At 59.1% G+C, this 25,298-nt stretch carries 18 protein-coding genes; 9 read left to right on the forward strand and 9 right to left on the reverse strand.

Annotation, left to right across the window (positions count from 1 at the left end; genetic code table 11):
* Positions 1 to 51: 51 nt before the first annotated feature.
* From purF to metH, 5 genes are all read right to left on the reverse strand, one after another.
* Positions 52 to 1,530, reverse strand: coding sequence for an amidophosphoribosyltransferase (gene purF, locus KP699_RS09015; RefSeq protein ID WP_077930905.1), 1,479 nt, complete (start codon positions 1,528 to 1,530; stop codon positions 52 to 54).
* A 46-nt stretch (positions 1,531 to 1,576) separates the two neighbouring features.
* Positions 1,577 to 2,101: a CvpA family protein gene (locus KP699_RS09020; RefSeq protein ID WP_025824992.1), complete on the reverse strand. Its 525-nt coding sequence runs from the start codon at positions 2,099 to 2,101 to the stop codon at positions 1,577 to 1,579.
* Between the two features lie 15 nt (positions 2,102 to 2,116).
* Positions 2,117 to 2,521, reverse strand: a complete 405-nt coding sequence (locus KP699_RS09025; RefSeq protein WP_374196913.1) for a phosphoribosyl-ATP pyrophosphatase — start codon at positions 2,519 to 2,521, stop codon at positions 2,117 to 2,119.
* Between the two features lie 32 nt (positions 2,522 to 2,553).
* Complete coding sequence (locus tag KP699_RS09030) at positions 2,554 to 4,233, reverse strand: Na/Pi cotransporter family protein (RefSeq protein WP_215762369.1); 1,680 nt, start codon at positions 4,231 to 4,233, stop codon at positions 2,554 to 2,556.
* Between the two features lie 87 nt (positions 4,234 to 4,320).
* Positions 4,321 to 7,827, reverse strand: coding sequence for a methionine synthase (metH, locus tag KP699_RS09035; RefSeq protein ID WP_215762370.1), 3,507 nt, complete (start codon positions 7,825 to 7,827; stop codon positions 4,321 to 4,323).
* Between the two features lie 64 nt (positions 7,828 to 7,891).
* On the opposite strand from metH, the gene KP699_RS09040 reads away from it, so the two are divergent.
* The 7 genes from KP699_RS09040 (at position 7,892) to KP699_RS09070 (ending at position 20,160) form a co-directional block, all read left to right on the forward strand.
* Positions 7,892 to 8,338, forward strand: a complete 447-nt coding sequence (locus KP699_RS09040; protein WP_215762371.1) for a hypothetical protein — start codon at positions 7,892 to 7,894, stop codon at positions 8,336 to 8,338.
* A gap of 141 nt (positions 8,339 to 8,479) precedes the next feature.
* Positions 8,480 to 10,735, forward strand: coding sequence for a peptidase domain-containing ABC transporter (locus tag KP699_RS09045; RefSeq protein WP_215762372.1), 2,256 nt, complete (start codon positions 8,480 to 8,482; stop codon positions 10,733 to 10,735).
* A 3-nt stretch (positions 10,736 to 10,738) separates the two neighbouring features.
* On the forward strand, positions 10,739 to 12,196 hold the full coding sequence (locus KP699_RS09050; protein ID WP_215762373.1) for an HlyD family type I secretion periplasmic adaptor subunit: 1,458 nt from the start codon (positions 10,739 to 10,741) through the stop codon (positions 12,194 to 12,196).
* Between the two features lie 45 nt (positions 12,197 to 12,241).
* Positions 12,242 to 14,029: a tetratricopeptide repeat protein gene (locus KP699_RS09055; protein WP_215762374.1), complete on the forward strand. Its 1,788-nt coding sequence runs from the start codon at positions 12,242 to 12,244 to the stop codon at positions 14,027 to 14,029.
* Between the two features lie 48 nt (positions 14,030 to 14,077).
* Positions 14,078 to 17,173 carry a glycosyltransferase gene (locus KP699_RS09060; protein WP_215762375.1) on the forward strand — a complete coding sequence of 1,032 codons (3,096 nt, stop codon included), beginning with the start codon at positions 14,078 to 14,080 and terminating at the stop codon, positions 17,171 to 17,173.
* A gap of 72 nt (positions 17,174 to 17,245) precedes the next feature.
* Complete coding sequence (locus KP699_RS09065) at positions 17,246 to 18,514, forward strand: hypothetical protein (RefSeq protein WP_215762376.1); 1,269 nt, start codon at positions 17,246 to 17,248, stop codon at positions 18,512 to 18,514.
* Positions 18,515 to 18,588: 74 nt separating this feature from the next.
* The gene (locus KP699_RS09070; RefSeq protein WP_215762377.1) at positions 18,589 to 20,160 is read left to right on the forward strand and encodes a glycosyltransferase; all 1,572 of its coding nucleotides are present in this window, start codon (positions 18,589 to 18,591) and stop codon (positions 20,158 to 20,160) included.
* Between the two features lie 33 nt (positions 20,161 to 20,193).
* Here the strand turns inward: KP699_RS09070 and KP699_RS09075 are convergent, their stop codons facing one another.
* The 4 genes from KP699_RS09075 to KP699_RS09090 are packed head-to-tail and all read right to left on the reverse strand — an operon-like array spanning position 20,194 to position 23,715.
* Positions 20,194 to 20,787 carry a membrane integrity-associated transporter subunit PqiC gene (locus KP699_RS09075; protein ID WP_035373237.1) on the reverse strand — a complete coding sequence of 198 codons (594 nt, stop codon included), beginning with the start codon at positions 20,785 to 20,787 and terminating at the stop codon, positions 20,194 to 20,196.
* Entirely contained in the window at positions 20,784 to 21,740 is a 957-nt protein-coding gene (locus KP699_RS09080; protein WP_215762378.1) for an MlaD family protein, read from the reverse strand. Before KP699_RS09080 ends, KP699_RS09075 begins: the two co-directional genes overlap by 4 nt.
* Before the next feature lie 6 nt (positions 21,741 to 21,746).
* Positions 21,747 to 22,544 (reverse strand): ABC transporter ATP-binding protein, encoded by a 798-nt coding sequence (locus KP699_RS09085; RefSeq protein WP_086656479.1) that lies wholly within the window; start codon positions 22,542 to 22,544, stop codon positions 21,747 to 21,749.
* A 1-nt stretch (position 22,545) separates the two neighbouring features.
* Entirely contained in the window at positions 22,546 to 23,715 is a 1,170-nt protein-coding gene (locus KP699_RS09090) for an ABC transporter permease (protein WP_215762379.1), read from the reverse strand.
* A gap of 185 nt (positions 23,716 to 23,900) precedes the next feature.
* Between KP699_RS09090 and truB the strand changes: the two genes are divergently transcribed.
* Complete coding sequence (gene truB, locus KP699_RS09095) at positions 23,901 to 24,818, forward strand: tRNA pseudouridine(55) synthase TruB (RefSeq protein ID WP_212355053.1); 918 nt, start codon at positions 23,901 to 23,903, stop codon at positions 24,816 to 24,818.
* Between the two features lie 24 nt (positions 24,819 to 24,842).
* Positions 24,843 to 25,112, forward strand: coding sequence for a 30S ribosomal protein S15 (rpsO, locus tag KP699_RS09100; RefSeq protein ID WP_025825010.1), 270 nt, complete (start codon positions 24,843 to 24,845; stop codon positions 25,110 to 25,112).
* Positions 25,113 to 25,298: the final 186 nt, after the last annotated feature.

Genomic DNA, 25,298 nt, shown 5'->3' on the forward strand with positions numbered 1-25,298 from the left:
AAAAAAGGCGGCCCACACCGGGGCCGCCTTTTCTTGTTCCGGCTTCCAGCCTCAGGCTGAGTCGGGGCCAAATTCCCGATCATGGTCAATCAGCGGAATGGGGTATTCCCCGGTAAAGCAGGCGTCGCAATAGCGCTCACGGTAGGCGTCACGGCTTTCATGCCCCATGGCGCGGTAGAGACCGTCCAGTGAGATAAAGGCCAGACTGTCCACACCAATCAGTTCCGCCATGGTGGCCAGATCATGCTGGGCGGCCAGCAGGTGGCTGCGTTCCGGCGTATCAATCCCGTAGAAGCAGGAATGTTTGGTGGGCGGGGAGGAGATGCGCATATGCACCTCTTTGGCCCCGGCGGCGCGCACCATATCCACAATCTTGCGGGACGTTGTGCCGCGCACAATGGAGTCATCCACCAGAATAACCCGTTTGCCGTTCAGCGCCGGGCGGTTGGTGGAATGCTTCATCTTCACGCCCAGATTACGGATCTGGTCTGTCGGCTCAATAAAGGTACGGCCGACATAATGGTTACGGATGATGCCGAGTTCAAACGGGATGCCGCTGGCCTCCGCATAGCCCATGGCAGAGGGCACGCCGGAATCGGGCACCGGAACCACCACGTCAGCGTCCACACCGCTTTCCTGCGCCAGTTCCTTACCAATCTGCTTCCGTACGGCATAAACGGGCAGGCCTTCCAGCACGGAGTCCGGACGGGCGAAGTAGATATATTCAAACACGCAGAAATGCGGCTTGGTGTCCCCAAAGGGGCGCAATGAGCGGATCCCGTTATCGTCGATAATCACCAGCTCACCGGCTTCGACATCGCGCACAAACTCAGCGCCGATAATGTCCAGACCGCAGGTTTCAGAGGCAAGAACCCAGCTTCCGTCCTTGCCGTCTTCACCCGGCAGGCGGCCCAGCACCAGCGGACGCACCCCCATGGGGTCCCGCACGCCCATCAGCGCGTCCTGAGACAGCACGACGAGGGAATACGCACCCGTGACGCGCTTAAGCGCATCAATCAGACGGTCTTCCACCGTAGCGTAGAGCGAGATCGCAATGAGGTGGACAAAGACTTCCGTATCCATGGTGGACTGGAAGAGGCAGCCACGGCGGATAAGCTCCTGCCGCAGGGAGTCCGAATTGGTCAGGTTGCCGTTATGGGCCACGGCCAGACCGCCAAAGGCGAATTCCGCAAACAGCGGCTGCACGTTGCGCAGCAGCGTGGCCCCGGTTGTGGCGTAGCGGTTGTGGCCAATGGCGCGGTCCCCTTTCAGGGTTGCCATTACGCGGGGGTCATTAAACACATCCCCCACCAGCCCCAGCCCGCGATGGGAATGGAAGCGTCCGTCATAGGAAACAATGCCGGCGGCTTCCTGCCCCCGGTGTTGCAGAGCGTGCAGGCCAAGAGCCGTCAGCGCGGCAGCATCTTTGGCGTTCCAGATACCAAAGACGGCGCATTCTTCATGCGGGTGGTCGTCATCATGGCAGGCCGCACCCGCAGGTGCGTCAGGAAGGGTCGGGTGGGCGAGCATCGGTGCGCAGGGCCTCCGCAAGTAGCCGGCATAGGGCCGCAAGAGATCACAAGGTGGCGTCATGACCCGTGGAGAGATTCGGTGCAACCCCTTTCGCACTGAAAACCGGCAGGAATGGCTGGATATAGGTTGCGCCGAGACGAATATAAGGGGTCAGCCGCCCGTTTGCCTCAAGGCTGGCCATATCTTCCGGCATCATGAACCACTGGGCGGCCATAAAAAGCAGCACAACGAGTAAGGCGCCCCGTATGGCACCAAAGCCACACCCCAGCGTGCGGTCCAGACCGCTGAGGGCGGTGAGATGTACCAGCCGGACAATAAAAGCTGAGAGCAGGGAGGCCGCAATGAGCAGTGCCAGCAGCAGAATGACAAAGGCGGCGGCATCCGCGGCCAGATGGTTGGACAGGTACGGCTGCGTCCACGGGATCAGCAACGGATAAAACCGGCAGGCCAGCAGAATGGCCAGAATCCACCCGCCAAGACCCAGCGCCTGCCGGGTAAAGCCGCGCCACAGGCCGTGCAGGGCGGAAAGCCCTACAATCACGAGGGAAATGATATCAATGGCCGCCATAATGGCTCGTGTCTTTCAGGGCAGTTTGCTGGTGGCAACCCACCAGGGGCGCACGGCTTTGCCATTCTGCTTTTTGCGGTGCGGTGGCTGATTGAGGCGCAGGAAGAGATCCCCAACCTCAATACGGCGCAGCAGTTCAGTCCAGACGTCCGTCGGGTCCACTCCCTCTTCGGCCCAGATCGCTTCCAGACTGCGGATAAAGGCAGCACTTTCCCGGATGATATCAGGATGATTCCCGGCAATGAACGCCGCCGTGCAGGCTGTGGCGTGCAGGCCCATCTCCTGGCTCAGGCGTTTGATAACAGCCCGCTGTTCCGGCGGGAGGGGCGTCTGGTCTGGGGCCGTGCGCGCGCTTGCCGGCGCAGAGGTCTGCCCGGAAGCAAGAGGGGGACGGGCGTTAGGGTCGGACACATGCGGCATTCTGGCATGATGGGCAGGAGAAGTGAGACTGGTCAACCTTGCACGAAAAGATCGTCTTCGGCAGGGGTCATGGGGTAGGTCGAGGCCGCGACAATATGCGTGTTCACACGCCGCAGATCGCGCAGCAGCGTGAGCTGATACGTGACCTCTTCATCCTGTAGAGAAACGTCACCCGGCTTTACAGGAGCGGGCGTTTCAGACGTCTGGCGGCGCAGGCGCTCGAAGTAGGCCGTTGTGGCCTCAATCTCCAGATCACGGAAAAAATCCTTCTGGCCGCTGAGCGGATTGGGCTTGCCGTGCGCCGTGCCCAGCAGGACAGTGGCGCAGATATTCAGGTTTGCAGTCAGTTGCGTCGTCATGGTCAGCACCGGGGCCAGCAGGTCCTGCGGGAGCGGGACACGCTGGCGCGCCATTTTCTGCACCATGGGCACAAGGCTGCGTTCCACAATATCCTCGGCGTGCAGAAGCTGGGTGGTAAAAGCCAGAATATCTTCCGCCCGGTCCATTTCTCTCTGGCTTGCTGTCTCCGGGTCCAGTCCGGCCAGATAGGAGCGGATGGCATTGCCCAGATCTTCCATGGCGTTCCCCAGAGGCCGGGCGGCCCCGGTGCGCGCCGGGTCGGACAGGGTCAGACCCTCTCGCAGGGCATGCAGCATGGCCGCAAGAAGGTCACACAGCCGCATGGCTTCCCGCGTGGCGCTGCCCACGGCCAGTTGCGGGGCTTTATCCAGCAGCAGCCGGTCCAGATACAGCGGGGTGCCGGGGGTTTGCTGCGCGGTTTTTGGTGGCGTGGGGATCAGCCGTACCATCAGGCGGGCATAGCTGTTGAGCAGCGGCAGCATCAGCAGGGCCAGCAGGATGTTGAAGAGCGTATGGAAATCCGCCACCTGACGGGCCGCATCTGGCTCCATCCGCGCCACAAGCGCACTCAGCCAGGGCAGAACAGGCAGCAGTAGCCCGGCCCCCACGGCGCGCACCAGCAGATTCCCCATGGAAATACGGCGGGCTGTGAGGTCCGTCCGGCTACCTTCCACCACAGGATTGATGGAGGTGCCGATATTGGCCCCCAGCACCAGCGCCAGAGCGGTTTCCACCGGAATGGTGCCGCTGGTGGCAAAGGTGGTGACGAGCATGACCGTCGCGACGGAGGAATGGCTGATCCATGTAAGCACCGCGCCCAGCAGGACGGCGGCCAGATCATGCGAGCTCATGGCGCCGAGCATGGCCGTCAGTTCCGGCCGGTGTGTATACGGGCCGAGCAGCACGAGAAACTGCCGCAGGGAAATAAGAATCAGCCCCAGACCGATAAATACCCGCCCCGAATCCCGCCATGCCCCCTGCCCACGCCGGAACAGCATGACGCCTGTCAGCACAAAAACCGGGGCAATGGCCGCAACATCAAAAGACAGAAGCTGGACAATCAGCGTCGTGCCGACATTGGCCCCGAGCATGACCGCCAGTGCCGGGGCCAGCTCAAGCTGTCCACGGGCGGCCAGACCGGTAATCATCAGCCCGGTGGCGGTGGAGGATTGCAGGACGGCGGTAATGCCAAGGCCTGTCAGAAAGGCCTGAAACCGGTTGCCGAGCATACGGGAGAGCAGGCTGTTCAGCCGTGCGCCACAGGCCCGCTGCACGCCGGTCTGCACCATATGCACGCCCCACAGCAGCAGGGCGACGCTTCCGGCAAGATCAACGAGTGTCAGCAGTTCCAAGGTGGCAGCTCCCTTCTGGTGCAGTGGTCAGGACCGGGGTGCCCGGCTTACCCCTGACCAGAGGGGCGTTACAGACCCGGACAGGCCTTAGATGGTGAAGTATTTCGCGTGTTTGTTGAGGATAACAAGGGCGGAGGTGGACTGTTCCGGGTGGAGCTGGTCCCCGTCTGTCAGGGAAACACCGATCCGCTCTGCGTCCAGCAACCGCAGGATAGGGTGCTGGTCTTCCAGACGCGGGCAGGCCGGGTACCCAAAGGAATAGCGTGATCCACGATAACCCTGCTGGAGCAGGGTATCCATGTCCCGCGCATCCTCCGCGGCAAAGCCGAGCTCCGAGCGGATGCGCTTGTGGGTGTATTCCGCCATGGCTTCCGCCATCTCGACCGAGAGGCCGTGCAGATACAGGTAATCCTGATAGCGGTTTTCTTCAAACCAGTCGCGCGCCATGTCAGACGCTTTCTGCCCGACAGTCACCACCTGCAGGCCGACAACATCGCGCTCGGCATCGTTGATATCGCGCACAAAGTCGGCAATGCACTCGCCATCGTCCCGCGGCTGGCGCGGTAGGGTGAAGCGGGCGGCTTCCGTGGTGCCGTCTTCTTCAAACAGCACGAGGTCATTCCCGTCCCCAGCGGCTTTCCAGTACCCGTAGGAGGCCTGTGGGTTCAGGATGTTTTCCTGAGCAGTCAGGTCCAGCATCCGGCGCAGAATGGGGCGCAGATCCTGCTTGGCCCATTTCAGGAACTCTTCCAGTGAGCGGCCCTGCTTTCTGAAGCCCCACTGGAACTGATACAGAGCGCGTTCATTCAGGAAGGGCAGAACGGCTTCCGGAGTAGCCGTCAGCACGCGCGGGCCCCAGAAGGGTGGGATCAGCTGAGGTTCATCGGCTGTCAGGCGGGTGCGGCGGGCGCGTGCAGCCGAAGGGTCAACAGGCGTAAAGCCTCGGGTTTCCGCCTGCTCCGGCGCACGGACGTTGCGGCGGGTCGCCTTGCCTTCACGTTTTTTGCCAACAGCGGCCAGATAATCGTCAAAGCCCTTCTGGGCGATCTGGTCCATCAGCGTCAGGCCGTCAAACGCATCGCGCGCATAGGCCACGCGGCCACCGGGCGCGTAGGCGGCCACGCAGTCTTCTTCCACATAGTTGCGGGTCAGGGCCGCGCCACCCAGCAGCACCGGCACATCCAGACCAGCGCGAGAGATTTCTTCCAGATTTTCCCGCATGATCACGGTGGACTTCACCAGCAGGCCGGACATGCCAATGGCGTCGGCCTTTTCTTTCCGTGCGGCTTCAATCATGTCGGCCACCGGCACCTTGATGCCGAGATTAATGACGCGATAGCCGTTGTTGGTCAGGATGATATCAACCAGATTCTTGCCGATATCATGCACGTCCCCTTTAACGGTGGCGAGCACCATGGTGCCGCGATGCTGGCCTTCCGTGCGCTCCATATGTGGTTCCAGATGGGCCACGGCGGCTTTCATGGTCTCTGCGGATTGCAGCACGAAGGGAAGCTGCATTTTGCCGGAGCCGAACAGTTCCCCCACCACCTTCATGCCATCCAGCAGCACGGTGTTGATGATCTCGAGGGGCGGCATTTTGGTCATCGCTTCATCAAGGTCGGCTTCCAGCCCCTTGCGGTCTCCGTCCACAATACGGTCCCGCAGGCGCTCTTCCACCGTTTCCGCCCGCTTGCGCTGCACGGCTTCAGACGCCTTGCGGTCGGCAAACAGGGCCAGCAGCTTTTGCAGAGGGTCGTACTCTTCCGTCCGGCGGTCAAAAATCAGGTCTTCCGCAACCTTGACTTCTTCCGGGGCGATCATGTGCAGCGGGCGGATTTTGGAGACATGCACGATGGCGGCCGTCATGCCCGCCTTGACGGCATGATCCAGATAGACGGAGTTCAGCACCGCGCGCGCCGCCGGGTTCAGCCCGAAGGAGATGTTGGACAGGCCCAGCACAATCTGGATATCGGGGAAGGCTTCACGGATCATGCGGATGCCTTCCAGCGTCCACAGACCGAGCTTGCGATCATCCTCAGCACCGGTCGCGATGGTGAAGGTCAGCGGATCAATCATCAGATCCGACTGCGGCAGGCCGTATTTCTCGCAGGCAAACTCCACAAGGCGGGTGGCAATGCGCAGCTTGTCTTCCGGGCGACGGGCCATGCCGACTTCATCAATCGTCAGCGCCACGACTGCCGCACCAAACTTGCGGGCAAGAACCATGCGGTCGGACGCCGGGCCTTCTCCGTCCTCAAAATTGATGGAGTTGATGATTGGCTTGCCGCCATGCAGCTTGAGGGCCGCTTCAATCACCGGGGTTTCGGTCGAATCAATGACCAGTGGTGCGTTGACGGAGGAGGTGAAGCGTTTGATGACTTCATCCATCTCCGCGCGTTCATTCCGCCCGACAAAGGCCGTGCAGACATCCAGCGCGTTGGAGCCTTCCTTTGCCTGTTCACGCCCAAGGGCGACGCAACCGTCCCAGTCATGCGCTTCCTGCAGTTCGCGCCATTTTTTGGAGCCGTTGGCGTTACAGCGCTCGCCAATGGAGAAATAGGCGTTTTCCTGCCGCAGCGGGACCTGTGTGTACAGGCTGGCAACGGAGGGAATCCACACGGATGTTTTGGGTACAGGGGCCGGGCGATGCTGGTCGGTTCCTTCCGCACGGCGGCGGAGCATGGCGTCCAGTGCCGCAATATGCGGTGTGGAGGTGCCACAGCACCCGCCCACCATGTTCAGCCCGTCTTCCACAATAAAGCGTTCGACCCATGTGGCCATATCTTCCGGGGAGAGCGGGTAGCGGGTCTGTCCGTCGACAAGTTCCGGCAGGCCGGCATTGGGCTGGACGGAGGTCAGGCGTGGCCAGTTTTCGGCCAGCCAGCGGACATGCTCAGCCATTTCCTGCGGTCCGGTGGCGCAGTTCAGGCCCATCAGGTCCACATCAAGGCTGTGGATAACGGTGGCTGCGGCGGCAATATCCGGCCCGACCAACAGGGTGCCGGTGGTCTCGACCGTCACCTGCACAAAAATTGGCGTGGTGGTGCCCATCTCCGCACGGGCAATTTTCATGCCGTTTACGGCGGCTTTGATCTGGAGCGTGTCCTGACAGGTTTCAATCAGGATCGCATCGACGCCGCCTTCAATCAAACCGCGCCCCTGCTCGGCAAGGGCGGCTTCCAGCGTGTCATAATCCACATTGCCCAGAGACGGCAGTTTGGTCCCTGGCCCGACGGACCCGACCACATAACGGGTGCGGCCGTCCGCAAAGCTTTCCGCGGCTTCCCGCGCCAGAATGGCGGAGTTCCGGTTGATCTCGCGCGCCTTGTCAGCCAGATCGAATTCGCTCAGAGTAATCGGAGAGCCGCCAAAGGTGTTGGTTTCCACCATGTCCGCCCCGGCCTCATAATAGCCGCGGTGGATTTCCCGGATCAGTTCAGGGCGCGAGAGTGTCAGGATTTCCGTGCAGTTTTCCTGCCCCCAGTAATCCCGTTTCAGATCCAGGTCGAGCATCTGGATGCGTGAGCCCATCCCTCCGTCACACAGCAGGACCTGATTGCGCAGAGCATCGAGAAGCGGAATACGAGAAGACATGGCACCCATAAATCACAAAAAACGGGAAGACGAGCTCCGGTCGGACGCCGGTCCGGAGGGGAGAGTGTTATTCCAGAGAGCGGCATCTCTGTCCACCAGTCCTCTGCTCTGGAGGGGGCCTGAAGACCAGCGTATTCCTTTGAGAGTGGTGTCTCTGGAAGAGGCCGTGCAGCAGGCGCAGTTGGACAGTCTTGCCATTTTTCTCGGCGGTTCTCCCACCGCAGCGCAGCAGGGCGGATGGAGCGCTGTGCGTGTATGCCCCTCACCGGCTGGCGAGGGTGTTCATGGCGGTGGATGCACCTGCTGTCAGGGCGGAGGGTATCTGGGCCGGTTGCTGCTGCGCCTGATACAGGAGCGGGCCCGCGGGGAGTGTGCTTTTTTTGTTAAAGTCAGTCTGATTTGTCCCGCGCAGGACATGGCGGGTCTGCTGCGGGTGATTCACGCTGATCCTCTGGTTTTTTCTCTTTGCGGGATGGAGGCGGTTTCCAGCCGTTTTTCCTGCGAATATTGAAAAAATAACACGCTCTCCCGCCCCTCAGGCAGAGAAACACTTTGAGGTCACCTGCACTCCCTGTCATAAGGACTTTTGTCCGGGAGCCAAATATTCTGAGGCGGTCGGGCGGCGTATTAAGGTTTGTCAAAAGGGTTGTTCGTGAACCAGACTGATCATGTGCCTGATGTTTCTGGCCCTTCTTCTGATCCAGGCCGTGAAAGTGCCTCCCGCGTCAGCCCCACGATGATTCGCCTGAGAGCGGTTGTTGCAGCGGCCCGCTTCCATGGGCTGGAACTGGATGTCCGTGATTTCGCGGCAGAACCCGGGGAAGAAAGTCCGTCTCCGGCCACTCTGGTGCGCTGGCTGGAGGAGCAGGGTGCTGTCGCTAAGGGGATGCGCATCAAGTGGCGGTATCTGGTCAAAATGACCAACTCCCCGCCGATTGTGCTGATGTTCCGGGACGGTTCCGCTGCAGTGATGGTGGGGGCAGACCCGGCCAAAGGTGTTGTCTGGCTCCGTGATCCCTTAAAGGACGAAGCCACAGCACCCGTGCCGGTGGATGAACTGCGTCTGAGCCGGATCTGGACTGGTGACGTTTTGCTGATCAAGCGACGCCGTGACCAGTCTGAAGCTGATGCCCCGATCAATCTGGCCTGGCTGGCCAAGATCGTTTTGCGGGAAAAGCGGTCTCTGCGCGATATTGCTATTGCATCCATGACACTGAGTATTCTGCAGATTTTCCCCCCTCTTATTGTCATGCAGGTTATTGACCGGGTGGTGAATTACAAATCTATGTCCACGTTAATTTCGATCAGTGGGATTATCGTCGTTTTTTCTCTATATGAAGTTTTATTGTCCTATGGGCGTCGTGAGTTGTCCATGGTGCTGACAACTCGTGTTGATTCCCGCATCTCCTTACACGTTTTCAGTCGGTTGGTGGCATTGCCACTGGAGTATTTTGAACGGCAGCAGGCGGGTAACCTGCTTGGCCGTGTCATGGCGATCTACAAGGTCCGAGATTTTCTGACCGGAAAGCTTATGACGACTTTTCTGGATCTCTTCACTCTTGTCGTTATCTTACCTTTTTTGTTTTATCTCAGTTCGACTCTTGCGTGGATGACGGTTGCAGCAGCGGGCTGTATTGGTCTGATCGTTGTGGTTTTCATGGGGCCCGTAGCCAAGGTCATGAGTGCGCAAATGCACGCGGAACGTGAACGCGCGGCAATTTTGTACGAAACAGTTGCCGGCATCCGAACTTTGAAGACACTGGCCTTGGAAAATATGCGCAAGCAGGTGTGGGATGAAGTAACGGCCGTTGTAATTCGCTGGAAGCTTGCCGTGGGTCGAATGTCCAACTGGCCGCAGACGCTTGTCATGCCTTTGGATCTCTTTATTAACCGTGGAATTATTCTTATTGGGGCTTATCTGGCCTTAGTTAGTCCATCTTCTATTGGGATGGGTGGGTTAGTGGCATTTATGATGCTTGGTGGGCGTGTGGCTTCGCCTCTTGTTGGCTTTGCAAAGTTGCTTGACGATTTTAACGAAGTCATGACGTCTCTCAGTGAGGCCGCTTCTGTGCTGAACCAGCCCACTGAGACTAAAGCGCTGACAACAGGGATGCGTCCTGTAATCAAGGGAGCTTTGTCATTCGACGGGGTGGATTTTACCTATCCGGGATCCACGGCCAAAGCTCTTAACAACGTAAACTTTGAAGTGCCTGCAGGAACTATGCTCGGTCTGGTGGGGCGAAGCGGTTCCGGGAAGTCTACCATCACGCGGCTGCTTCAGGGCGTCAGTCGGTCCTATACAGGTTATCTGAAACTGGACGGAATTGACCTGCGTGAAATCAATCTGACCCATCTGCGACGGTCTTTTGGTGTGGTGTTGCAGGATAACTTCCTGTTTCGTGGTACTATCCGCGAAAACATCACGGCAGGTCGTCCAGGATATACGATTGATGACGTCGTGCGTGCGGCGCGTATGGCCGGCGCGGAAGAATTTATTGAACGGATGCCTGCCGGGTATGAGACCTTTATTGAAGAAGGCTCGACTAATATTTCCGGTGGGCAGCGTCAGAGGCTGGCGATTGCACGCGCAGTCATTACTGACCCCAAGCTGATGATTCTGGATGAGGCGACCTCTGCACTCGATCCTGAAAGTGAAGCACTGGTGAACGCCAATCTTGAGCGGATTGGCAAAGGGCGCACGATGGTCATTGTCTCGCACCGCCTGTCTTCTCTCGTAAATTGCGACCAGATCTGTGTGATGGACCACGGATCTGTCGCAGATATTGCTCCGCATGATGTCCTGCTTGAACGGTGCGATATTTATCGCACGCTGTGGATGCAGCAAAATCGTCATACGGAAGGAAGAGCCAAACCCAGCGCGTCTTCTCTGGTCGCTGAGGGAGAGTAAGCCATGAGTGAACAGGATATTGTGGCCTCAGGTCAGACGGCTGGTTCTGAAGTGGATCATGGGCAGGAGCCAGATTTCCTGCGTCAGGCGGATGATCCGTATGCACAGGACGATATGCCCGTGGCGTTGCTGGAGTTTCATTCTCCTACTGCCGCACTGGTCAATATGCCACCAACCCCATCAGCGCAGTATATTACGTGGCTGGTTGGGGCATTGGTTTTGTCATCTGTCACCGTGATGACTGTTTTTCCGTTGGACCGTGTGGTTTCAACAGAAGGTCGTCTGGTTTCAACAGAACAGACCCTTATGGTTCAGCCACTGGATACGTCTATTGTCCGTTCCATTGATGTGCGGGAAGGGGATTTTGTTCATAAGGGCGACGTTCTGGCGCATCTTGATCCGACGACGTCAGGTGCGGATATCGACAACATGCGCACCCAGAATGACCAGTATCAGGCCGAAGTTGATCGTCTTATCGCAGAGACGCAGGGGAAGACTTACGTGGCCGATCCCCAGAATCCGCCTTCTGTTCAGCAGGCCGAAGCATTTCTCAGGCGCAAAGCTGAGTTTGATGCCAAAGTCATGAATTATGACAAGCAAATTGCCAGCCTGCAAAATGAACTGCAGAGTGCTCAGGCCAGCGCTGCCATGTATGCGGCACGCGCCAAAGTGGCGGCCGATGTGCATAAAATGCGGATGCAGTTGCAGAAAGATCAGGTCGGGAGCAAGCTTTCCACTTTAAGTGCTCAGAATGACCTGATGGAAGTCGAGCGTTCCCAGATTTCAGCGCAGCAACTGGCAGGCAGTACGCGGAATAAACTGGCAGCTCAGGTTTCTGAAAAAGAAGGCTATATCCAGAACTGGAAAGCGGAAGCTTATCGTGATCTTGTAACTGCACAGCATCATCTTTCAGAAGCAACAAGTGCTTATCAAAAAGCCGTCTTGCATAACAGTCTGGTGACATTAAAGGCAGATGAAGATGCTGTTGTACTCAATATCTCCAAAGTGTCTGTCGGGGCCGTCCTGACAGTCGGCCAAAAGTTGATGACTTTGGTACCTGTGGGCAAAGGGCTTGAAATCGAAACCGTTATGTCCGGCAAAGACGCTGGTTTTGTTCGCCTTGGAGATAAGGCGCTCGTTAAATTTGCAACATTCCCATACCAACAATATGGCGGTGCGGATGCAACTGTAAGAACGATTAGTGCAGATTCCTTTGTTGGAGATCCGGCTGGTGGCGGCCAACAAGACAGTAGTGACGTAACACCGGAGACTAGCAGCAAAGAGTTTTATCGCGTTCGTCTGCGCGTTGATCGCTATACGCTGCATGGGGTGCCGAGTTTCTTCCATCCCCAGCCCGGTATGCCGGTATCGGCTGATATTCGTGTTGGTAAGCGGACTGTCATGCAATATCTGCTGAACAGCTTTATGCCGCTGATGACAGACGGCATGCGTGAGCCCTGAGGGGAGCCGCGGATAGCTGAGTCTTGTCGGGGGAAGGGGCATAGTATGCTGAAAAATCTGATTAGCCGCCTCTTTGGAAAGCGCAACGAGCCAGCAGCCGATAACAGGCTGCTTCAGGCCAAAAGCTTGCTTGAGCAAGGGGAGCACTCCAAGGCCTTTACGGTTCTGACTATCCTTGCAAGAGAAGGGCAGCCGGAAGCGCAGTATCTGGTCGGGCAGGCTTATCTGAACGCTCAGGGAGCCCCTCCCAACCTGATTGAAGGGGCGCGCTGGACCCGGCGTGCTGCTTTGAAAGGCTGGGACCGGGCGGCTTTTATTCTGGCGACCTTGTATCTGCATGGCTTGCCACCCGAGGTAGAAGAAGGCGAGAGCCTCTCTTCTGTTTTTGAGGACTACAAAAAGCGGGAAAAAGCTCAGCCGGATTATTACAAAGCGGCTCGCTGGGCCAGACAGGCCGCAGAGGCAGGTAATCCCGATGCGCAGGCTCTGTATGGCTATATCCTGAGTGCAGGACCGGATGATATTCGGGACCCGGATCAGGCATTGCTTTGGTATCAGAAGTCAGCAGATGCAGGATGTTTACAGGGGCATCTGGGGCTTGGTCTTGCGGCGCTGAAAGGCGCGCAGACGTATGAGCAGTATGCTCAGGCAGCAGTGGAGTTGCAGAAAGCCGCGGATGGTGGGCTGGGCACAGCGCTCTATCTGATGGGCGTGATGGCCGAGCGGGGCACCGGCGTTCCGCAGGACGATGCTCTGGCGACCGCCTATTTTGGCCGGGCCGCCGAGCAGAATGTCCGGGGTGGACAGGCAAAATACGGCATTGCCCTTATGGCGGGCAAAGGGATTGAGCGGAACCGCGACCGGGGTGAAAGCTGGCTGCGCAAAGCCGCGCTGGCGGGTGATGCCGAAGCCGCAGCTATTCTGGGTGACTGGTATGGGCGTGGGATAGACCTTCCCCCCAACTATGCAGAAGCGATTTCGTGGTATCGTTTTGCATCCGAGCACGGGCATGCGGCTGCAAGCCACACACTCGGGACCATTTACATGGCGGGTGTGGGTGTTCCGAAAGATCCGGAAGCGGCTTCCTCTTGGTTTAAGCTGGCAGCAGAGCAGGGCGATAAGAAAGCCACGGCTGATCTTGCTAATCTGGTGCTTGAAGGCGATGCGCCCAGAGAAGACGGCCGGGTGCTCATGGAGTTCTACAAGCATGCCGCCGAAGAGGGCGACCTGCTGGCCGCGTTTAACTTTGGTGTCTGCCTTGCACAGGGCGTCGGGGTTGAGCGGGATGAAGAGGAAGCTCTCCTCTGGCTGCATAAAGCCGCAGAAAAGGTGGTCAACGCCCAGTACTGGTACGGGAAGATGTTGTTGCAGGGGCGTGGCGTTGCACAGAACCCTGTGGAAGGCCGGGCGTGGGTTCAGAAAGCCGCTGAAGCAGGTATGGCAGAAGCCGAGATCGCGTATGCTGATCTGCTGGTCACGGGCGTTGGTGGTCCGAAAAATCATCCGGAAGCCCTGCGGATTTACAAACAGGCAGCAGAGCGGGGCACCGCGTCAGCCATGTTCTCCGTGGCGGCACTCTATGGCGGTGGTCATGATGTGCCGGAAGACCGGGTTCTCGCACGGGAATGGTTCCTCCGGGCGGCAGAGCAGGAGCATCCGGCAGCCCAGCTGATGATTGCGCGGTACTACGCCAATGGTCTGGGGGGTGAAAAGGATCTGGAACAGGCACGTATCTGGTACCGGAAGGCCGAAGCACAGAATCTTGCACAGGCAAGTGCGGAACTGGCAAGCATCGGTACCGGCGGTACAGTGCCTTTGCCCGCAGAGAGCTGATAGTCCGTTATAAGGCGTAGCGATGGTAAGCAGAGAGCGGGTTCGCTGATGGCGCAGTCAGATGAAACACAAGGCGCGCTCTCTGGTTTTGTGACGCAGGAAGATTGGGCGGCCTGGCAGGTATGGGCGAGCGCGCAGGCGCAGGCGACGTTTCAGCGCGGCAATGAAGCCTGGCAGGCCGGACGGGGGTCGGAAGCCTGGGACTGGCTGGAACGCGCTAACCGGCAGGCCCGGGATAACCCTCATGTCATGCTCGCTCTTGCACTGGTGCGGCAGGCTGTCGGGGATGTTGGTGGGGCAATTGAGCTTCTGAAAACCCTTCTGCAGCGTTTCGACTTTCGGGAGGGCTGGGTTCTTCTGGCTACGTTTCAGCAGGCGGCTGGTCATGGCGCTGCCGCTGTTTCAGCACTGGGGCAGGTTTTGTCCCGGTTTTCCTGCAGGTCTGATACTGCAAAACTTGCGGATAAGATCACAAGGCTGAATGGCCTTGCGGGCTGGTGTGGCTTGCAGGGGGATGGCACGCTGCTGCTGGGTGGTGCTGTTGCTGGGCAGACGCCGGTTGTGTGGCTGGATGCGCACGCGGTCAAAATGGTACGCAAAAAAACAGGCTGGTACTGTCCTGCTGGCTGGAAGACGGCGCGCTCTCTGGAAGTTCGTCTGAAAGACCTGCCTTTTTTAGTGGGTAATCCGGTTCAGCCGTTTGCAATTGCGCGAAGTGAGGGGCTGGTTGAGGCGGGGCCGGACGGGCTGACGGGCTGGGTCTGGCTGCCCCATGATGCGGATCGTGCGCCTGTTGTGCAGATACAGGATGCTTCCACAGGAAAAGTTCTGCATACAATCACCGCAGAAAACGTGAGTGACTCTGTTTCCTCTGATGTGCCGCTGGCCCGCTATCGCGCTTTATCGCTGCCGTTTGATGCTCTGCCGGATGCACCGGTGCGGGTGGTCGGGCCTGATGGGCGAGATCTTGCGGGTAGTCCTCTGGATGTCGGGCTGGAACGGCGCTCAGGCAGGATCGTTGCGGAGGCTCTTGCAGCCAGTTTCCTTTCTCGGAAAACACCTCATAAAATAAAGGGGTTTCCCAGTTTTGTTCCGGTCCCTGTGCGGGAGGCTGTGGCAGGAACCCCGTGTGTTTCTGGTCAGCAGGCCGGGGTTGCTGTTGTTATCCCGGTTTATCGGGACAAAAATCGCACGCTGGCGTGCCTTGAAGCGGTACAGCGGACTGTTTTGTCTGCTGACGTTCCGGTTGTCATTGTGAATGATGATGCCCCGGACCCGGATCTGGTTCTGGCCGTGACACGTTTTGCGCAACAGGCCGGGTTTCGTGTTCTGACCCATGCGCGTAATTGTGGTTTTCCCTCAGCCGTTAATACCGGTTTGCGGGAGGTGGCCGGGCATGATGTGATTGTGCTGAACAGTGATACGCTGGTAGCCGAAGGCTGGGTGGAAGAACTGCGGCGTATTGCTTATGCGTCCGCCGAGACCGGGACGGTCACACCCTTTTCCAATGACGCCAGTATTTTGTCTTACCCTTCTCCCGATAAGAAAAATCCTGTGCCCGACCTTGCGCAGACGCAGGATCTGATGGCGCAGGCGCAGGCCGCCAATGCCGGGCACGCGATTGAAATCCCGACTGCTAACGGCTTTTGCATGTATATCCGGCATGACTGTCTGGCGCAGACCGGGTTGCTGCGGGACGATGTGTTTGCGCAAGGCTATGGAGAAGAAAATGATTTTTGCATGCGCGCCCGCGCTCTGGGATGGCGGCATCAGGCGGCGCCCGGCGCGTATGTTGCGCATGTCGGGTCGGCATCTTTCGGGGGAACCCGCAACGGACTGATGCGCCGGAACGAGGCGATTCTCAACCGCCTGCATCCCGGTTATCATGAGATGATTGCGGCCTGGATTGAGAAAAATCCTCTGTTTAACGCCCGTCGGCGGCTTGATCTTGTGCGGTTCCGTGCGGCCACACCGCAGAGCGCGTCCGGACGGAAAAGCCGGAAGAGACGAGCCGTGGTGCTTGTCACGCATGATTATGGCGGCGGCGTTGAGCGTGTGGTGGGTGAGCGCGTCACGGCTCTCACCGCGCAGGGCGTACGGCCTCTTATTCTTCGTCCCACAGGCGGAGGGTGTGTGCTGGAGGAGGGGGGGGCTGATGCCTATCCGTCTCTGCGTTTCAGGCTGCCGGATGAGTGGGCATTGCTGACCCGCCTGTTAAAGGCGGAAGGAGCAGCAGAGGTGGAAGTGCACCATCTGGCCGGGCACAGTCCGATGCTCTACGGTCTGCCTGAGGCATTGGGTTGCCCTTATACTGTCCATATTCATGATTATATGTGGTTTTGTCAGAGAATTTCTCTGATGGGGGTGAAGGGCCGGTATTGTGGTGAGCCGGATGTGGCAGGGTGCGAGATGTGTCTCGCGCTGCTGGGCCGCAAGATGGAGGAGGATGTTTCCGTTACGGTTTATCGCACACGCGCAGAAGCTTTTCTGAACGCTGCGCAGGCCGTTTATGTCCCGTCACAGGATACTGCCCGGCGGATGCAGCGACAGTATGCCAGCCTGACCTGCCAGGTGCGGTTTCTGGAAGACGATGCAGCGCTCTGTGCGGAAGGGGAAGCATTCCGGCAGAAGGCGCTTCCGGTGCCGGAACAGCGCATTCCCGGTGTGGCTGTTCTGGGGGCCTCCCGGAGTGAGCGTGTCCGGGTGTGTGTTATTGGCGGTATCGGGCGGGAAAAGGGGTATGATGTGCTGCTTGCTGCCGCACGGGACGCCGCGTTGCGGGCCCTGCCGCTCGAATTTGTGATTGTGGGGCACACACCAGATGATGAGGCGCTGATGCGCACCGGCCATATTTTTATAACCGGAGAATATCAGGAGGAGGACGCCATCCCGCTGATTGCCTCCGTGCAGGCGGATTATGCGTTTTTACCTTCTGTCTGGCCGGAAACCTGGTGTTTTACGCTCGGACTGGCCTGGAGAGCGGGTTTGAAAGTTGCAGCATTTGACCTTGGAGCCCCGGCTGAACGGATACGGGCCACAAAACAGGGTATGCTGTTAAAGACAGATCTTTTAGAAGAGGGTCTGAATGACGTATTGATAAAACTCGGACGCATTGTCGCTGAGGGCCGGGGTGTGTCTGCATAATAACCTTTTCTTTACTGGCTCATGATTTTTTGATTTACAGTTTTCCTGTATCGTCACGATGGAAGAAATTTTATGTCACAGACTACCCAGACGCCTGCGCCTCAGCGGATTTCTGATCTTAAGGTATCGGGCCATCTGATGACGCTTCAGACAGGCCTGTTCTGCGTGTTTCACGCTCCCGGACAAAAGGCGCCCACGGCGGCCGGTCTGCCCGGAGTCCGCCTGTCTCAGCCGCCTGTGCGGGATGAAGGCAACATCAGCATCGTGACGTTTGATGAAGATGGCTGGCTGGGTGGCCAGAATGGCGCAGCACTGATCCGCGTGCAGCGTGGCCCCGCGCAGGTGCTGGTCACGGTGTATCAGGAACTCGGTTCCCCGCATGACGCACCCCGTTTGCAGGTTGTGCAGCTAAGCCATGATGCAAGCGCTGGTCCGGTTGCGCAGCATGCGCCTGTTGCGCCGGAAGGTCCGGCGTCTGCTCCCGTGGCCGCTCCTGTCGTGCCTCAGGCCGCGCCTGCTCCTGCGGCAGCCCTCAGTCCCTATGCGGCAGAAATTGGTGCGCATATTCAGCGCCGTGGCGATGTCATGTCCCGCGTGGGTGAGTGGATGGGTGAGCCCGGAAGCCATGCGTGGATTGAAGGTTTCGGAATTGCACCGTCTGAAGAGATTGGCGCTGATGATATTGAATATCAGGCCGTTCTTGGCAAAGGCTGGCTCTCTCCGTGGGTTGAAGGCGGCAAATATTGTGGCAGTCGCGGGATGGCGCTGCCTATTCTGGGTCTGTGCATCCGTCTGAAAGGCAAAGCCGCAAAGAAATTTATCTGCCGGGTGACCGCGACCTTTACCGATGGCACACGCGTTGGGCCGGTTGAAAGTGGTGAGCCGATTGAATCCGCCAGTCTGGCACCGCTGGAGGCCTTCCTGCTGGAAATCCTGCCGCGTGAAGAAGAGGGTGGCCGCGGGAAGGGCCGCCGGGGTGGCAAAGGCCGCAACGCAGTTGCGGAAGCCCAGGCCGCTGCCGATCTTGCCGCACTTTTAGAAGAAGAAATTGAAGAAGCCGAACTTCTGGAAGACCTTGAAGAACTGGAAGCTGAGGCGGATACGGCTGAAGAGTTTGAATTATTTATAGAAGAAGAGCGTCCGGCCCGTAAAACGCCGGGCAAGCCGCGTGCTGGTCGTCCCGCGGGTAAGGGACGCGCTGTGAAAAATGCAGCGCCAGAGATTGTGCCTGCCAAATCCGCAGGGCGCCCGCGCAAAGCGGTTGCAGCGCCAAAAGCAGCCCCGGCCAAAGCTCCGCCCACAGGGCGTGGCCGTGGCCGCAAACCCTCTTCCCGGCGCTAAAAACTCCTGAAGGTCCGGTTTGAAAAAACCGGGCCAGTCCGGGAACGTGGTGGCATAGCAATACAGGTAATCCCTTGAAGTATCTTTTTATTCACCAGAACTTCCCCGGACAGTACCTTCATCTCGTGCGTCATCTGGTGCAGGCCGGTGGGCACGAGATTGTTTTTATCAGTGAAGATAACGCCAACCTTATTCCCGGCGTGCGGCGGGTAATCTACCGGATGCCCCGCCACGCCACGGAGCAGACGCATCCCGGCGCGCGGGAGTTTGATCTGGGGCTTGTGCGGGCGGATGCTGTGGCAAAAGCGGCCAGCACGCTCAGGGACCTTGGATTTGAGCCGGATATCATCATCGGCCATCATGGCTGGGGGGAATTGCTGAATATTCAGGATGTGTTCCCCGGCGTGCCGGTGCTGGGCTATTTTGAATTTTATTATCATGATGAACCGGGGTTTGACGTCGGGTTTGACCCGGAATTCCCCATGCAGCCCGTCATGATGCCGCTGGTCCGGGCGAAAAACGCCATCAATCTGCAAGCCCTGACCTCTCCGGGTTACGGACAGACGCCTACGGAATTTCAGAAAAGTGCTTATCCTGACTGGGCGCGGGAGAAAATTACTGTTCTGCGCGAAGGGGTGGATCTGGAACTGTGCCGCCCGGACGCCACGGCGCATCGTCGCAAGTTCAGCATTAAGGATGTGCATGTTTCTCCCAAGGAGAAACTGATTACCTATGTCTCCCGTGATCTGGAGCCGTATCGCGGGTTCCATGTTTTTATGCGCGCTTTGCCGCGGATTCTGCGGGAGCAGCCGGACGCCCGGGTGATTATGGTTGGGGGCGATGGCGTCAGCTATGGGGCGCGTCTGCCGTCCGGGTCATGGCGGGAGCGGATGCTGGAAGAACTGGCCGGAGAGCTTGATCTCTCCCGCATCCATTTTGTCGGCAAAGTCTCTTACGACGATTTTCTCAGGCTGCTTCAGCGGTCAGATACGCATGTCTATCTGACGTATCCGTTTGTGGCGTCATGGTCTCTGCGTGAGGCAATGGCGGCCGGGTGCGCGATTGTGGGAAGTGCCACAGCGCCTGTTGAAGAATTTATTGAAGATGGCGTAACAGGCCGTCTGGTGCCGTTTACGGAGCCGGACCGGATTGCTGAGGGCGTTCTGAAACTGTTGAACGACACCCGCACCGCCAAAAAAATGCGGCAGGAAGCGCGGGCTGAGGCAGAGCGCACCTTGTGCATGAAGGCGTATCTGGCGCGGTATGAAGACCTGATCAGCCAGTTGATAACCGCCCACAAGGCGGCGCCTGTTTTGCAGGACATCGCGGCTGAGGCCGATGCCCCGCGGAATGGTACTGTGCCAAAGCGTGGCAAGGCCAAAGGGGCATTGAAGACTAATAAGCCGGATGCCGTAAAAGCTGACCCTGTTACACTGGCTAAAAAACCGCGTCAGCCTGTCGCCCGGAAAACGGCCCCTGTTCGGGCCGCAGCAAAACAGGTGGCATCCGCGTCTTCCAAAACCGTGCGCACACCGAAATCTGCCGCTCAGGCTGCTCCGCGTGTTGCGAAGGGCGCGGCAGTGAGGTCTGCCTCGGTAAAGCGGACCGCCGGACGCAGGAAAAGAGCAGATCTGGCGTCATCCTGACTCGCTGACCAGCCGGGCCGCCTCTCAGCCTGTTCAGGCGTGAGGCGGGACTGACTGGTTGACATGGTTTGCCAGCTCAATGATCACCTTGCGCATCAGTGTCGCAATGGCGGCATCGGTGCTGACATCGCCGGTTTCAGACAGATGCACACGGTCCCGGATCAGCGGTTTGTTGGGGTCTTGCGGCAGAACCGCCCAGTTGGCGTCCAGCACGACTGAGCCGTTCGCATCTACATCCAGACGCGAGATATTGACCTGCACCCGCAACGTTGCGGCATCGGCCAGAGGCTGGTCGGTAATCAGCTCGTTCGGGTGGAAGGTGGCAATCTGGTTGGTGATCAGATCTGTAATGCCCAGAGACAGGCGTGTCGCCCAGCGGGATTTGGGGCTGCGCACAATTTCTTCCCCGTTCCGCAGCACAATATCCTGCGAATCCAGATAATCCGGAATCACGGTGCGGCTGATTTCAATCGTGCTCGCACGGGGGGAAAGATGCGGCTGCCTTACCGCCTGATCAGACGGCATACCCAGCGTATAAAGCCGCAGCGGCGGGGAGGCGCAGGACGTCAGCAGCGCGCAGCCGCACAGCAGAGCAGCACAGGAGAGGCGGCGCAGAGAAAGCATCATGGACGGCGTCCCATCAGCAGGAGTTGCGGGTTGCGTTCAACATCACTGGAGAAGCCACGCAGAGAGGCCGCTGCGGCGGCAATATCGCGCAGGGCGGCATCCAGATTGGCGCGATCTATGGAACGCGGGGAAAGGATGGTCTGGAGCGTGTCCAGCGTCTTGGTGGCGGAGGCGAGGGTCGCGTGCATATCGGCACCGCGGTTGGTGAGCTGGTCTGTGCTGGTTTGCAGCAGCTTGTCCATTTTCAGCAGTGTCACATCCAGCTTGGCCTGAAGGTCGCGGATGGCATCGGTTGCGGCCTGAACAGTGTCATGAGAGCGGTCTGTGGTGATTTTCACGCTGGCAAGAAGCGGCGGCAGGTCGGTGTTCATCTTGTCGCTCAGCGTCTTGATGGACAGCAGCGTGGCATCGGCGTGGCCCGCAATATCCTTCACGGGCAGATCGCTCAGCGTGTCTTTCAGTTTTTCCATGGTGGACAGACGGGCGGGGATTTCCAGCTCGCCTGTAATACGCGGATGCAGGATGGCCGGGGCGGACTTATCAAAATCCAGCTCGATATTGGACTGCCCGGTGACAAAGCTTTGCAGATTGAGTTCAGCCCGCAGGCCGTTGGCAATCATCTCCTGCATGCTGACTTTGGTGCCCCCCGGCACGTCCCGCACGATATGGATCTGGTCCGGCTCCAGCGTAAGCTGGACGGGGATGTAGGCTTTACGGTCCAGCGGGTCAAAACGCAGGGTAATGCTTTTGACAGACCCGACCTTCACGCCACGGAAATTGACCGGTGCGCCCACGGCCAGCCCCGTAATGGAGTTCTGGAATACCACCACAGCCTCGCGCGAGGGCGCGAAGAAGCGTATGTGCCCGAACAGCATGATCACGGCCAGCGCCAGCGCGCCACCCCCCAGAACAAATGCGCCGATCAGGGTTTTACGGTTTGTGCTTTCAGCCATGATCGTTCAGCCCTTTGTCTCATCTGTTGGGGGAATGTCTGCCTGACGGTTCATAAAGGCCATGACTTCCGGTATGGTGCTGTGGTCCCGCAAATCCCGCGGGGAACCGCGGGCAATGGGTTTGTGGGTTTTGGCGTCCAGAAAAATGCCGTCATCCGCAATGGCAAACAGGCTTGGCAGTTCGTGGCTGACAATCACGATGGTTGCGCCAAGTCCGTCCCGCAGGGTCAGTATCAGGTCATCCAGCCGGGCGGAGGTAATGGGGTCCAGCCCGGCGGAGGGTTCGTCAAAAAACAGAATATCCGGGTCCAGCGCAATGGCGCGGGCAAGGCCCGCCCGTTTGCGCATCCCGCCGGAAATTTCAGAGGGCATGAGGTCAATGGCCTGTTCCATGCCGACAAAGCCGAGCTTGAGTTCCACCAGACGGCGGATGACATCGGGCGGCAGGCTGGTGAACATTTCCATGGGCAGGGCGACATTTTCCCCCACGGTCATGGAACTCCACAGAGCCGCACTCTGGAACAGCACGCCAAAGCGGTGATTGATTTCCGTGCGGCGTTTGTCGTTCTGCGCCCAGTAATCTTCCTGCCCGACCAGAATCTGCCCGGCGGTGGGGCGTAACAGGCCGATCATGCTTTTCAGCAGCGTGCTTTTTCCGCAGCCTGACCCGCCCATGACGGCAAAAATAGACCCGCGTCTGAGGTCAAAGGAGACATTCTGCTGAATGACCTTGGGGCCGAAGGACAGGCCCAGATCCCGCACGGAGATAATGGTCTCTGGGATGATGGTCTCTGGCTCGTTCATCTCAGATCCCCAGCGCCGTGGCCATAACGGCAAACACCGCATCCATGGCGATAATGCCGACAATGCCGATCACGACCGCCCGTGTGGCGGCAATCCCCACATCCGCGGCACTCCGTCCGGCTTGCAGACCCACGCGGCAGGCGGCGAGCGCGATAAAGCTGGCAAAAAAGAAGGATTTAACAAAGCCGAACACAAATTCCCGCAGGGCAATGCCGTCAAAGGTGGTGTTCAGATACCCCAGCGGGGAGATGTCCATCATGCTGACGGACACAACAAATCCGCCGAAAATGGCGATGATGGTGCCGTAGATATACAGCAGCGGCATCATCAGCCCGAGCGAGAGAATGGACGGCAGCAGGATGTAGCTGGAGACCGGAATACCGAACACCTGAAGCGCGTCAATTTCCTCATTGCCCAGCATGGTGGAAATGCGGGCGGCATAGGCCCCGCCGGTACGCCCGGCCATGACGATGGCGGTCATGATGGCGGAAATTTCCCGCGCGCAGGCAATGCCCACCAGATTGGCAACGTAGATTTCTGCCGCAAAGCGTCGCAGTTCCACCAGCCCGACAAAGGCCAGAATCGCGCCCACCAGAAAATTGACCACGCCGACAATCAGCAGGGCGGAGGGGCCGGCATTCCAGATATCAGAGGCCAGATCCTTCAGACGCATCCCGCTTTTGCCGGTCAGGGTTTTGCAGGCCCCCTGCGCGGTTTCCAGCGCCAGTTCTGTCACCGTTCCGGTTTCATTCAGGACGGAGAGAGTCTTGCCGCCCACACGTTCCAGCAACGGAGCCGGTTTGTGGCTTGCGGCCTTGCCGGAGGCGGGGGCGTCCGGCAGCAGGGCCAGAAGCCGCTGGGCGGAGGCGGGGAGACCCTGTGGGTCAAACTGCATCCCGGCGTGGCCTGCGGCCTGCTTGACGTCCCACAGGAACGCAATAAAGGCGGAATCCCAGCCAGTTACGCCCTGCGTATCAAAAGTCAGGGTGCTGTGGTCCCGGCCCTGCGCCAGCCCGTCGGCAGGGAAGGGGGCCATGCCGCCACTTTGTACAGTCCACGTGCCCCGCAGTACAAGCTGAGGAGCGTTTGTGTCCCCTTCCAGCGTCCAGACAGGTTTTTCAGCAGGCGGTGCCGGATGCGGAGGGGCGGCGTGGGCGGTGTGATCAGTCATGATGTGTGGCGACATTAGGGCACGGTTTCCGGGCTGACCAGCCCCGGCAGGGGGTGTGGCGGCCATGTTCTGAGAGAAGAGCTGAGGTGGCCCGACCATTGCGGCGGGGAGGCGGGTCCGCTAGATGCAGCCTTGCTTTACCGGTCTTCCGGCCGGTTTTCTGAATTTTACGACGGGAGTTCTTCATGCGACGCAGACGCGGCCGCCCCCTGGATGGCTGGCTGGTGATCGACAAGCCTTCCGGGGTGACCTCCACCCAGATGGTGGGTCGGGCCAAACGGATTTTTGATGCGCAGAAAGTCGGGCATGGCGGCACGCTGGACCCGCTGGCCACCGGTCTGCTGCCGCTGGCCTTTGGCGCGGCCACCAAAACCGTGCCGTATATTATGGATGGCACCAAGATCTACCGCTTTACACTGAAGCTGGGTGAAGCGCGGGATAGTGACGATGCTGACGGCAACGTGACGGACGTGTCCGACGTGCGCCCGACGGATGAGCAGCTCCGCGCCGCTCTGCCTGCCCTGACGGGGGACATCATGCAGGTGCCGCCGGTCTTTTCCGCGCTGAAAGTGGCCGGGGAGCGCTCCTATGACATGGCGCGGGAAGGCCGCCCGCCGGAACTGCCGCCCCGCCCCGCCCGCGTTGACCGGTTTGAACTGATTGAGCGGCCCGATGCGGATACCGCGATCTTTGAGGTCGAGTCCGGCAAAGGGGTGTATATGCGGGCTCTGGCGCGGGATGTGGCGCTGGCCTGCGGCACCGTGGGGCATATCACCGCGCTGCGCCGCCTGCGCGTGGGGCCTTTTACCGAGGCCGATGCGATTGTTCTGGACAAAATTGTCCTAAACGACGAAAACCCCCATGCCTCACCGGAGCTGTTGCGTCCGGTCTCGACCGCGCTGGCCGACATCCCGGCGGTGGCCCTGACCAAAGATGAAGCAGTGTCCTTGTTGCACGGACAGGCGATCAGCCTTGTCGATCTGATGGATCGTCTCCCTCAGATTGATGATGAAGATGCGCCTGTGCGGGCCATGGAAGGGGGGCGCGTACTGGGCCTGTGCCGTCGGGAAGACGGCTTCCTGCGCCCTGTGCGGATTCTCTAGAACCTTCTTTGTACGGAGACAGTGATGTCGATTACCGCAGAACGCCGCACGGCAGTTATCAGTGAATACCAGACCACCCCCACGGATACGGGTTCACCGGAAGTGCAGATTGCAATTCTGACCGAGCGCATTGTTAACCTGACCGAGCACCTGAAGACCCACGCGAAGGATTTCCATTCCCGCCGTGGTCTGCTGATCCTCGTTGGTCGTCGTCGCAGCCTGCTCGACTACCTGCGTCGTAAGAGCCAGAGCCGCTACGAAACGCTGATCGGTCGTCTCGGCCTGCGTCGCTAAGACCAGAGTTAAAGGTGTCAAAGGGTGCGGTTGCCGGGTTATGCCGCAAGCCGCACCCTTTCCCTTTTTGGGGCTGTTGTGTGATGATAGCCCTGCGCGCAGAGGCCATGCTGGTCTTTGCGTCTGATAATAAACGGCCACAGGTCTGAGTGCGGGATCATGATCCCGGCGGGCCACGGCGTTTCC

This window comes from Acetobacter sp. P1H12_c, assembly GCF_018811975.1.
GTDB lineage: Bacteria > Pseudomonadota > Alphaproteobacteria > Acetobacterales > Acetobacteraceae > Acetobacter > Acetobacter persici.